Annotated in this window: 8 protein-coding genes and 2 tRNA genes; 1 reads left to right on the top strand and 9 read right to left on the bottom strand. The window is 65.8% G+C overall.

All coding sequences use genetic code 11. From position 1 onward, the window contains the following. Positions 1-144 precede the first annotated feature (144 nt). Together ACIA76_RS14975 and ACIA76_RS14970 are read right to left on the bottom strand one after the other, a co-directional pair. A complete protein-coding gene (locus ACIA76_RS14975) occupies positions 145-1,215 on the bottom strand; it encodes an alpha/beta hydrolase (RefSeq protein ID WP_397152582.1) in 1,071 nt (356 codons plus the stop codon). A gap of 73 nt (positions 1,216-1,288) precedes the next feature. Further along, a complete protein-coding gene (locus ACIA76_RS14970) occupies positions 1,289-2,278 on the bottom strand; it encodes an alpha/beta hydrolase (protein WP_397152581.1) in 990 nt (329 codons plus the stop codon). Positions 2,279-2,499: 221 nt separating this feature from the next. Between ACIA76_RS14970 and ACIA76_RS14965 the strand changes: the two genes are divergently transcribed. Further along, complete coding sequence (locus ACIA76_RS14965) at positions 2,500-4,041, top strand: AMP-binding protein (RefSeq protein ID WP_397152337.1); 1,542 nt, start codon at positions 2,500-2,502, stop codon at positions 4,039-4,041. Between the two features lie 350 nt (positions 4,042-4,391). Here the strand turns inward: ACIA76_RS14965 and ACIA76_RS14960 are convergent. From ACIA76_RS14960 to ACIA76_RS14930, 7 genes are all read right to left on the bottom strand, one after another. After that, a tRNA-Ala gene (locus ACIA76_RS14960) sits at positions 4,392-4,464 on the bottom strand. Positions 4,465-4,480: 16 nt separating this feature from the next. Next, complete coding sequence (locus ACIA76_RS14955) at positions 4,481-4,588, bottom strand: DLW-39 family protein (RefSeq protein ID WP_397152336.1); 108 nt, start codon at positions 4,586-4,588, stop codon at positions 4,481-4,483. Between the two features lie 30 nt (positions 4,589-4,618). Beyond that, positions 4,619-4,692 (bottom strand) — tRNA-Ile (locus tag ACIA76_RS14950). Between the two features lie 117 nt (positions 4,693-4,809). Continuing rightward, entirely contained in the window at positions 4,810-5,748 is a 939-nt protein-coding gene (locus ACIA76_RS14945; RefSeq protein ID WP_397152335.1) for a DUF3566 domain-containing protein, read from the bottom strand. Between the two features lie 45 nt (positions 5,749-5,793). Beyond that, the gene (gene gyrA / locus ACIA76_RS14940; protein ID WP_397152334.1) at positions 5,794-8,307 is read right to left on the bottom strand and encodes a DNA gyrase subunit A; all 2,514 of its coding nucleotides are present in this window, start codon (positions 8,305-8,307) and stop codon (positions 5,794-5,796) included. A gap of 84 nt (positions 8,308-8,391) precedes the next feature. Beyond that, on the bottom strand, positions 8,392-10,440 hold the full coding sequence (gyrB, locus tag ACIA76_RS14935; RefSeq protein WP_397152333.1) for a DNA topoisomerase (ATP-hydrolyzing) subunit B: 2,049 nt from the start codon (positions 10,438-10,440) through the stop codon (positions 8,392-8,394). A gap of 380 nt (positions 10,441-10,820) precedes the next feature. Then, positions 10,821-11,390, bottom strand: coding sequence for a DUF721 family protein (locus tag ACIA76_RS14930; RefSeq protein WP_397152332.1), 570 nt, complete (start codon positions 11,388-11,390; stop codon positions 10,821-10,823). Between the last annotated feature and the right edge of the window lie 118 nt (positions 11,391-11,508).

The following is an 11,508-nucleotide window of genomic DNA, read 5'->3' as shown; positions in this document are numbered from 1 at the left end:
TGGGGGGGCGCCCCCCCACCCCCCCGCCCCCGGCGGGGGGGGGGTCGCCCCCCCCACAAACCTTCCCACCCCCCACCCCCCCCGCGGGCGCGGCCCCCCCCCCCCCCCCCCCCCCCCCCCCCGCTTCGTTTTATCCGAAATCCGTTAGGACATACCGAGGCCGTGCGCCAGCACCGGCCAGGAGCGCTTCAGACCGTCTTGCCAGTAGCCCCAGGAGTGCGTGCCCGAGGAGTAATCGAAGGTCGCCGGGATCTCCAGCGCGGCGAGCTTGTTCTCCATATTGTGGGTGCAGTAGTTGGTGGCCGCCTCGATCAGCCCGCCCGCGATGATCTGCCCGGCCAGACCGCGCACCCCGCCCGGCACGTGCGGACCGTCGAGAACCTCGTATTTGCCGGGCATTCCGTTGCCCGACGAGATGTAGAGGTCGACCCCGCGCAGCTTCTCGGCCTGCACATAGGGATCGTTGGCCGCCCATTCGGGCGAACCGGCCGGACCCCACATGTTCGTGAGGGTGCCGTGCCCATAACCCTCGACCACGGCGTTGACGAAGTTCGCGCCGATGGGATCGCTGGTCTGCGCGCAGCCGCTGTAGGCCGCGGCCGCCTTGTACAGGCCGGGTTTGGCGATGGGCAGCGAGAGCACCGAGGTCCCCGAGGTGGAGATGCCGGCAATCGCGTTGACGCCGTTGGTATTCAGCGCGGCGTCGATCAGCGGCGGCAGTTCCTCGGTGAAGTAGGTCTTCCACTTGTTGCGGCCGAGTACCGGATCGTCGTTCGCCCAGTCGGTGTAGTAGCTGAACTGGCCGCCGATCGGCAGGATCAGATTGACATCCTTATCGGCCATGAAGTCCCGGACGTCGGTCTGAGCCTGCCAGGAGGCGATACTCGTCCCGCCGTCGGCGCCGGCCAGCAGATACAGGCTCGGGCGGGGCGCGGAATTGTCCGCGGGGAGTTGAACTTCCACCGGGAAGGTGCGATCCATGGCGGCCGAATGGACCTGCAGCCGCATATTGCGATCATCGATGGGTTCCACGCCGGTGATGCGTGAACCATCCGGTGCCGTCGCGGTGGTGGCGACGCGATTTGCCGAATCCGACGGCGCGGCGGAGACATTCGTCGCCCCGGCCGCGGCCAGCGTGCCCAGAATTAGACCGGACAGCGCGAGATTGGCCGCGGCTCGGAGACGACCGGATGTGGATATGACTCTCGGGGTCATTGTCATGCCCAAGCTTTTAGCATCACGATCACGACCCAGTGCGGACCGACACGGTTCGCGAGAACAACTTTTCTCAGGCGAGGCCCAGACCGCGAGCGAGCACCGGCCAGGAACGCTTCAGCTCATCCTGCCAATATCCCCACGAATGCGTGCCCGATGTGTAGTCGAACGTCGCCGGGATGGCCAGGGCCGCAAGCTTGTTCTGCATATTGTGCGTGCAGTTGTTGGTGGCTGCCTCGATCAGACCGCCGATGATGAGCTGATTCGCCAGACCGTCCACACCGGGCAGCGATCGGGGACCGTCGAGGGTGTCGTATTTCCCCGGAAGGCCGTTGCCGGAGGAAATGTAGAGTTCCGTCCCGCGCAACTGGTCCGCATGTTCGTACGGATCGTTGGCCTTCCATTCCGGAGATCCCAGTGGGCCCCACATGTTCTCGACGTTGCCGTTGCCGAACGCGTTGATGATGCCCTTCACGAACGTCGCGCCCACCTTGTCGCTGACCTGCGCACATCCACTGTAGGCCGCGGCCGCGCGGTACAGGCCGGGCTTGGCGATCGGCAGGGCGAGCACCGAGGTCCCGGAGGTCGAGATGCCGGCAATCGCGTTGACGCCGTTGGCGTTCAGCGCGGCATCGATCAGCGGCGGCAATTCGTCGGTCAGATAGGTCTTCCACTTGTTGCGGCCCAGGACCGGATCATCCTTGTCCCAATCGGTGTAATAACTGAAACGGCCGCCGATCGGCATGACGAGGTTGACGTTCTTGTCCGAGAGGAACTGGCGCACATCCGTTTGCGCCTGCCAGGACGCGGCATTCGTACCACCGTCCACACCGCTGAGCAGATACAGCGAGGGCGACGATTGCGACATATCGGCGGGACGCTGGATCTCCACCGGGAAGGTGTTGTCCATGGCGGCCGAGTACACCTGCAGTCGTATATTGCGGTCGTCGATGCGTTCGACATCGGTTATCTTCGAACCATCCGCGGAGACGCTCCGGGCGGCAATGCGTTCCGGATGCGCATCCGAATCCGCCACCGCGGTCGTTCCACCGAGTGCCGTCAGAACGCCGGCGAACAAGCCGACCACCGCGACATTGGCCGCGGCACGCGTACAACGGGACGCTAGTGTTTCTGCGCTTTCGGTCCAATTCATGCGCACAAGCTTCCAGCATGACAATTGACCACTCCCGCAGCGACACGCTGTGTCGAATCCCCAATGGCCGAAGGCGAATCCGAACTGCAGACAATTCGACCGAACATGACACCCGTGCCAGACTGACCGACATGACCGATTCCGCACCGACGATCAGCTGTGGCACCCGAATTCGCGACCAGGCGCAGTCGCAGCGACGAGCCGGACGGCTGGCCGCGGCGCTCGTCGCCGCCGGTGTCGCCCGGACCGACCGGGTTGCGGTGATGCTGCGCAACGACATCGAATTCCTGGAGATCTCGCTGGCCGCGGCCGGCTGCGGCGCGAATCCGGTGCCGATCAACACCCGCTGGCAGGCGCCCGAGGTGGCGCATGTTCTGCGCGACGCGGATGTCCGAATCGTCTTCGCACACACCGAATTCGTCGGGCTGGTCGAGCACGCCGTCGAGCTGTCGGGCGGTGCGGCGGTCGTAGTGGAGGTCGCGATGCCGCGGGAATCGCTCGCCGAGGCCGGGCTGGATCCGGCGCTGGCCGAGCCCACCGGGCACCATCCGCTGCTGGAGGACTGGATCGAGGCGCATCCGGATCCGCTGGGCCATCTCGAGGGCGCGATCACGGATTCGATGGGCCTCATCTACACCTCCGGCACCACCGGGGCCCCGAAAGGCGTGCTGCGCGAACGGCTGACGCCGCAGCAGCTGATGTCCATCGCGGGCGGCGCCGCGCAGCGCATGGGCCTGACGCCGGGCGGACGGACGGTGGTCGCCGGGCCGCTGTATCACAGCAGTCCGAATACCGTCGCCGTGCTCGCGCTGCGAATGGGCACCGACATCACGATCATGCCGAGATGGCATAGCGAGGGTTTCCTGCGGCATGTGCACGAGCGGCGCATCACCCAGGCGAAGATCGTGCCGACCATGCTGTCCCGTCTGCTGTCGCTGCCCGCCGAGGTGCGCGAGCGCTACGACGTATCGAGCCTGACCCATCTGATCCACTCCGCGGCCCCCTGCCCGCCCGCGGTGAAACGGGCCGCCATCGAATGGTTCGGCGATGCGGTGTGGGAGTACTACGGCTGCAGCGAGGCCGGCGCGATCACCTGGATCGGCGCGGCCGATTGGCTAGGGCATCCCGGCAGCGTCGGCCGCCCGGTCGACGGCGCCTCGGTCGCGATCACCGGCGCGGACGGCACGGTCCTGCCACCGCACGAGGTCGGTCGGGTCTGGGTCCGCGGCGCGGACTACTGGCCCCGCTTCACCTACCTCCACCGCGACGAGCTCGCCCCGGGCCCCCTGCCCGGCCACATCACCGTCGGTGATACCGGATACCTCGACGAGGACGGTTTCCTCTACCTCACCGGCCGCAGCGCCGAGATCATCATCGCGGGCGGGGTCAACATCTATCCCGCCGAGATCGAGAACGCCATCATGGCCCTGGACGGCATCGAGGACGTCGCGGTCTTCGGTATCCCCCACCCCGGCGACCTCGGCGAAGCCGTTGCGGCCCATGTGATCCCACGCCCCGGCGCCACCGTCACCGCACAATCCCTCCGAACGGCCCTGACCACCCAGCTCGCCGACTACAAGATCCCCACCGAACTACGCCTCGTCCCCGAACTGCCCCGCGACGATTCCGGCAAGATCTACAAACGCCAACTCCAGGCCGAATACGGAAAGTAAGTGGCGCCCAGGGCATTTCGACTCACCTGCGCCGACTCGCATTCCGCGCGAACTGCCCCGGGCGACAGCCCGCCGGGGTGAACCGAACCACCACGACCGTGCTGAGCCGATCGGCGGCACCTGATCGCTGAACGCATCCGCATGGGCCGGAACGGCATTCACCCTCACCCCGGCGACGGCGGCCACCGCTGGACCCGTCACCGCGTCGCCTTCCGACTGGACGGACTCCCCCTTGAGATGTTCGGTGCCACTGCCAACTCAGGGCGGAGTCCAACCACCGAGAGGCACGAAGGAGAATTCGTCGGATCAGTGCACGACGGAAGAAAACCGGCATTCATGCCGGTAGAAAGTGGAGCCAAGGGGAATCGAACCCCTAACCCCTGCCTTGCAAAGGCAGTGCTCTGCCAATTGAGCTATGGCCCCTGGCTGGTGAACCGATTCAACGGGTGGTTACCTCGTGCCACAGATCGGCCTCGTTGCGCTGGCGGAACTTGCTGATCGCGAAGACGACCGCCACCACAACACCGAGCGTGAGGAGAAACTTCATGAATCCCACCCTACTGTGATCGACGGGGAGTGGGCCTAGGAGGACTTGAACCTCCGACCTCTTCGTTATCAGCGAAGCGCTCTAACCGCCTGAGCTATAGGCCCTCATCGTGGTCCGGAGTGTTACCCGGACCGAGGCACGAGATTACCGTACCCCACCCTCGATAACCAAAACGGCCGGTCCCGGCCCTGCGGGCTGAGACCGGCCGTGGGTGGTTCGAACTAGTCGGGGTCGGCCAGGGTGACCTGAATGCCGCCGACGAGATCGGTGCACTGGTTGTAGATGAAGACGCCGACCGTGGACAGCGCCGTGAGCAAGACCACGTTGATGATTCCGATCACAGCCGCGTAGCCGAAGACCGTTCCGGCGTCGATCAGGGCCGATGAGGACGCACCGCTGTCGACCATATCGGTGAAGGTGCTGTTGAGGCGGTCCCACACACCCATGCCCGACAGCACGATGTAGAGGAAGCCGACCGCCAGCATCCACACGAAGAACATGGAGACGCTGATCACCAGCGACACCTTCAGCGTGGACCACGGATCGATGTGGCGCACCTGCACGGTCGCCCGCAGCGGCTCACCCGTGGTGACGGCCTGGGCCACCGCCACCGGCACCGCCGGCGAGATCGGCACGGCCTGCGGGCCGTGCGCACCGGGGACCTCCGCGGTCGGTGGCAGCGGATGACGCAGCTCCGACAGGTCCGGCATGTCCTTGACCAACTCGGGCCGGGCGATGCTGCGGGTAGGTCCGTCGATGCCGACGGACTTCACCATCGCGGCCTCCTTGCGCGCCGCCTTCGCCGCCAGGTCCGTGGTGGTGCGCGCATTGCTCACACCGCCGAGGCCGCCACCGCTCGGGTTGAGACCGATCGGGTTGACCGGTGGCCGACCGGCCACCGGCGCCTGACCCGGCCGGTTCAGGTTGGACTGCGGTTCGCGCTGCGGCAGCTGCGACCACCCTTCCTCCGCCTCCGCCGCACCCTCCTGCCGCTTGGAATCGGCTGGCTTATCGGACATTTCGGGCGCATTGCCCTGCCCGTTCTCACCCGACGCCCCGGGCCGCGGAATAGGTCGCGGCGGAATCGGGGACGGCGCGATCCGCTCGGTCACACCGTTGGCGTGGTGCCGCTCGTCATTCGGCTGGTTCGGAGTGGTCAATTGGGGATCCTTCAATCCGTCGTGCCGCCGCTGCCTGTGGAGAAATTACTGCTTCTCGGAACCGTTGGTGTCGTCTTCGCCGGAAACCTGATCGGGCTCATCGGCGTTCCGAGCGATCGCAAGCAAGGTATCGCCCTCACCGAGGTTCATCAATCGCACGCCCTTGGTCTGCCGACCCGCCTTGCGCACCTGATTCGCCGCCGTCCGGATAACACCACCCCCGGAGGTGATGGCATAGAGCTCATCCTCGTCGTCGACGATGAGCGCACCCACCAGACTGCCACGCTTCACGTCGTACTGGATAGTCAATACACCTTTACCGCCGCGGCCCTGAGCGGTGTACTCCTCGATGGCCGTGCGCTTGGCATATCCACCGGCGGTGGCCACCAACAGATAGGTGTTCTCCCGGACCACATTGAGCGAGAGCAGCTCGTCGTCGGTATTGAATCGCATGCCCTGCACGCCGGAGGTGGCCCGGCCCATCGGGCGCAGCACCTCATCGTTGGCGGCGAAGCGGATCGACTGACCGTGCGCCGAGACCAGCAGCAGGTCGTCATCGGCGGAACACAGTGCGGCGCCGACCAATTCGTCGCCGTCGCGCAGGTTCACCGCGACGATGCCGCCGGAGCGATTGGAATCGAAATCGGTCAGCTTGGACTTCTTCACCAGGCCGTTGCGGGTCGCCAGCACCAGATACGGCGCGTCCTCATAGGTCTTGAGCTGGATGACCTGGGCGATCTTCTCATCCGGCTGGAAGGCCAGCAGATTCGCCACATGCTGACCGCGCGCGGTCCGGCTGGCCTCGGGCAGCTCATAGGCCTTGGCCCGGTACACCCGGCCGAGGTTGGTGAAGAACAGCAACCAGTCGTGGGTCGAGGTGATGAAGAAGTGCCGGACCAGATCGTCCTGCTTGAGGCCCGCGCCCTGTACGCCCTTGCCGCCGCGCTTCTGGCTGCGGTAGAGGTCGGTCTTGGTGCGCTTGGCGTAGCCGGTCTCGGTGATGGTGACGACCACGTCCTCGCGGGCGATCAGATCCTCGTCGTTGACGTCACCGTCGGCGGCGATGATCTTGGTGCGCCGATCGTCGCCGTGCTTGTCGACGATCTCGGCCAGCTCGTCGTGGACGATCGCGCGCTGCCGCTCGGGCTTGTCGAGGATGTCCTTGTAGTCGGCGATCTCGATCTCGATCTTGGCCAACTCGTCGACGATCTTCTGACGTTCCAGGGCGGACAGGCGGCGCAGCTGCATATCCAGGATCGCGGTCGCCTGGATCTCATCGATGCCGAGCATCTGCATCAGGCCCGTGCGCGCGGTCTCGGTATCGGCCGAGCGCCGGATCAGCGCGATGACCTCGTCGAGTGCGTCCAGTGCCTTGACCAGACCACGCAGGATGTGGGCGCGCTCCTCGGCCTTGCGCAACCGGTAGCGGGTACGCCGGACGATGACATCCAACTGGTGGGTGACGTAGAGCCGGATCATCTGGTCCAGCCGCAGCGTGCGCGGCACGCCGTCGACGATGGACAGCATGTTGGCGCCGAAGCTGGTCTGCAGCTGGGTGTGCTTGTACAGGTTGTTCAGCACGACCTTGGCGATCGCGTCCCGCTTGATGGTGACGACGATGCGCAGACCGGCGCGGTCGGAGGATTCGTCGTGGACATCGGCGATGCCCGCGATCTTGCCGTCCTTGACCTGCTCGGCGATCGAGTTGACGAAGTTGTCGGTGTTGACCTGGTACGGCAGCTCGGTGATGACGATCGTGGTACGACCGCGGCTGTCCTCTTCGATCTCCACCACGCCGCGCATGCGGATCGCCCCGCGACCGGTTCGGTAGGCGTCCTGGATGCCCTGGCCGCCGACGATCAGGCCGTAGGTCGGGAAGTCCGGACCCTTGATCCGTTCCATGCACGCGTCGAGGGTGGTCTCCTCGTCGGCCTCGTGATTCTCGAGCGACCAGAAGATCGCCTCGGCCACCTCGCGCAGGTTGTGCGGCGGGATGTTGGTGGCCATGCCGACGGCGATACCGCCGGAGCCGTTGATCAACAGCTGGGGAACACGGCTGGGGAGAACCACCGGCTCCATCGAACGGCCGTCGTAGTTCGGCGTGAAGTCGACTGTCTCCTCGTCGATTTCACGCAGCATCTCCATGGCCAGCGGCGTGAGGCGGCATTCCGTGTAGCGCATGGCGGCCGGGCCGTCGTTGCCGCGCGAACCGAAGTTGCCCTGGCCATCGACCATCGGATAGCGCAGCGACCACGGCTGGGCCATGCGCACGAGGGTGTCGTAGATCGAGGCGTCACCGTGCGGGTGGTAGTTACCCATGGTCTCGGCGACCGGTCGGGCCGACTTCACATAACCGCGGTCGGGCCGGTAGTTGTTGTCGTACATCGCGTAGAGCACGCGGCGGTGCACCGGCTTCAGGCCGTCGCGCACCTCGGGCAGCGCGCGGCCCACGATCACACTCATCGCGTAATCGATGTAGCTGTTCTGCATCTCGTGCTGGATGTCGACCGGTTCGATGCGGTCGCCGCCGCCGTTGGGCGGCAGGGTGGTCTCGGTCATGGAATCGTCTCCGTTGGAAGTCTTTGCGGGCCGGTCTCATTCGTCGTTCCGGCGTGCTGGAGCAGCCGGAACGACGAGGCGCGCCTACAGATCGAGGAAGCGGACATCCTTGGCGTTGCGGGTGATGAAGCTGCGCCGGGCCTCGACGTCCTCACCCATCAGAATGCTGAACAGCTCGTCGGCCGCGGCCGCATCGTCCAGGGTCACCAGTCGCAGCAGCCGGGTCGCCGGATCCATGGTGGTCTCCCACAGCTCCTTCGGATTCATCTCGCCCAGACCCTTGTAGCGCTGCACGCCGTCGTCCTTGTTGATCTTCTTGCCGGCGGCCAGACCTCGCTCCATCAGCGCGTCGCGCTCGCGGTCGGAGTAGGCGAACTCCGGCTCGGAGCGCTGCCACTTGAGCTTGTACAGCGGCGGGCAGGACAGATACACGTGACCGTGTTCGACCAGCGGACGCATGAAGCGGAACAGCAGCGTCAGCAGCAGGGTGGTGATGTGCTGGCCGTCGACGTCGGCGTCGGCCATCAGGATGATCTTGTGGTACCGCAGCTTCGCGATATCGAATTCGTCATGGATACCGGTGCCGAACGCGGTGATGATCGACTGGACCTCGTTGTTCTTGAGGACCCTGTCGATGCGGGCCTTCTCGACGTTGATGATCTTGCCTCGGATCGGCAGGATCGCCTGATACATCGAGTCGCGGCCGGATTTGGCCGAGCCACCGGCGGAGTCACCCTCGACGATGTAGATCTCCGACAGTCTCGGATCCTTGGAACGGCAGTCGGCCAGCTTGCCGGGCAGACCGCCGAGGTCGGTCGCGCTCTTGCGCCGGACGAGCTCACGCGCTTTACGCGCGGCGATGCGTGCCTGCGCCGACGAGACCGCCTTTTGCACAATGGTTTTGGCATCGGCCGGATTGGCCTCGAACCAGTGCGCCAGGTGTTCGTTGCAGGTGCGCTGCACGAACGACTTGACCTCGGTGTTGCCGAGCTTGGTCTTGGTCTGGCCCTCGAACTGCGGATCGGAGATCTTCACGCTCACGATGGCGGTCAGACCCTCGCGGATGTCGTCGCCGGTGAGGTTGCCGTCCTTCTCCTTGAGGATCTTCTTATCCTTGGCGTACTTGTTCACCACCGTGGTGAGCGCCGCGCGGAAGCCCTCCTCGTGGGTGCCGCCCTCATGGGTGTTGATCGCGTTGGCGAAGGTGTGGACCGACTCGGAGTAGCCCGAGTTCCACTGCATCGCCACCTCGACCTCGTGCCCGGTGCCCTTACCCGTGAACGCGACGAGCGAGTTGTGGATCGCCTGCTTGGACCGGTTGAGGTGCTTGACGAAATCCTCGAGGCCACCCGGATAGTGATAGGTGCGGGTCTTGACCTTGTGCTCGACCGGCGCGCCGACGATCTCGGCCTGCTTGGGCGCCTCGGCGGTCTCGCTGACGACCTCGTCGGTGACATCGGAGGCGGTGACGCGCTGATCGGTGAGGGTGATGGTCAGGCCCTTGTTGAGGAAGGCCATCTCCTGCAGCCGGCGCGCGACCGTCTCGAAGTTGTAGACGGTGGTCTCGAAGATCTCCGAATCGGCCCAGAACCGCTGCGTGGTGCCGCGGCGCTTGGTCGGCTCGCCCTGGATCAGCTTGCCGGGCTTGGAGTCCTTGTACTCCTGACTCCAGTGGTAGCCGTCCCGGTCGATCTCCACCTCCATCCGGCTCGACAGGGCGTTCACCACGGAGATACCGACACCGTGCAGACCACCGGAGACCTGATAAGCATCGGAGTCGAACTTGCCGCCCGCGTGCAGCTGGGTCATGACGACCTCGAGGGTCGGAATGCCCTGGGCATGCATCTCCACGGGGATGCCACGGCCGTCGTCGACGACCTCGACACCGCCGTCGGCCAGCAGGGTGACATCGACCCGCGTGGCAAAACCGGCCATCGCCTCGTCGACGGAGTTGTCCACAACCTCCCAGATCAGGTGGTGCAGACCGCGCTCACCGGTGGAACCGATGTACATACCGGGGCGCTTACGGACCGCCTCGAGGCCCTCCAGGACCGTGATGTTGGAGGCACCGTAGTCCTTGTTGCCCGCTGTCGCCGGGGTCGAGCCGCTTGCGTTGGAGTCGTTGGCAGCCACTGCTCGGTAGCTCTCCTTACTTGCTGATCCCTCGGCGCAGCGCTGACAACACACACAGGGGGCCCGGTAGATAGGCTCGAGGTGACGAACTGCTCGAGAATTACGGGTCCTCGTGCGGGCTGCGCGGAAACGCGCCGAAGGTATCGCCGCTAGTTACTCCCCCATCCTACTGGCACACCCGGCCCAGGATGCACCTATGACACCCCTGAGAGCGCCGTGAGTGCGTGAAATCGATCGCCCACGAGACCGGTTGTAGGTATCCGGGGTCCCGGGAGCCTCAGCGGCGCACTGCGCACCGACGCAAGATTGTTTGCTGTCCCGTTCGCACTCCACCCGATTCGCGGACCCCGGCGCACTCGGGTTCCACGTGAAACGACCGATCAGCCGTAGGTGTCGCGCGGGCCGCGGCCCTTGATATGCCGCTCGCCCTTGCGCCAGCTCGGCGCGGCGGGGCCGCTGATCTTCAGTTTGGTGACCACGCCCTGGCCGACGGCCGCGTTGATCTTCGCCAGCAACTGGGACTGCAGCATGCGCAATTGCGTTGCCCACGCGGTGGATTCGGCCTGAATGCTCAGCACCCCGTCGGTCAGCGAGATGGGTGTCGCATGCGAGGCGATATCCTCGCCGACCACGCTCGACCAGCGCCCGAACACCATGCCCTCGGCCACCTTGCTCGACCAGCCGCGGCTCTTGGCCAGGGCACCGGTGAGCGAGGACAGCAGCTGCGGATCGCGCTCATCGGGCCGCGCCCCGGACCAGCCACGCCGGCGCAATGCCCGCACCCCGGTCTTGCGCGGCGACGCCCGGCCCTGACCGACGGCCTTCCCACTGGCCTTGGCGGCCGCGCGCGCCTCCTCCAAGGCCCGGCGCGCGAGATCGATCCCGCGTAGTTCGGGCTCCGAACCGGTAGCGGCCGAACGATCACCGTCATGGTCGGCGCCGTCCGCCATCACTACCTCCCGCCGCCTCGAACCGATGAATGCTGCAGGACAGGCTAGCCGCTGGCAACCGCGACACCGAACCGACGCGACCGGCGTCACGCGGCCCAGTTGTGACATCGGGAAGCCG

The organism is Nocardia sp. NPDC051570 (genome assembly GCF_044454005.1).
In the GTDB taxonomy this organism is placed as follows: domain Bacteria; phylum Actinomycetota; class Actinomycetes; order Mycobacteriales; family Mycobacteriaceae; genus Nocardia.
This window is presented reverse-complemented; position numbering and strand designations above follow the sequence as displayed.

Coding starts and splice junctions, on each gene's coding strand:
- ACIA76_RS14975 (WP_397152582.1), bottom strand. CDS start 1,215: ATGACCCCGAGAGTCATATCCACATCCGGTCGTCTCCGAGCCGCGGCC.
- ACIA76_RS14955 (WP_397152336.1), bottom strand. CDS start 4,588: ATGAAGTTTCTCCTCACGCTCGGTGTTGTGGTGGCGGTCGTCTTCGCG.
- ACIA76_RS14930 (WP_397152332.1), bottom strand. CDS start 11,390: ATGGCGGACGGCGCCGACCATGACGGTGATCGTTCGGCCGCTACCGGT.
- ACIA76_RS14965 (WP_397152337.1), top strand. CDS start 2,500: ATGACCGATTCCGCACCGACGATCAGCTGTGGCACCCGAATTCGCGAC.
- gyrA (WP_397152334.1), bottom strand. CDS start 8,307: ATGACCGAGACCACCCTGCCGCCCAACGGCGGCGGCGACCGCATCGAA.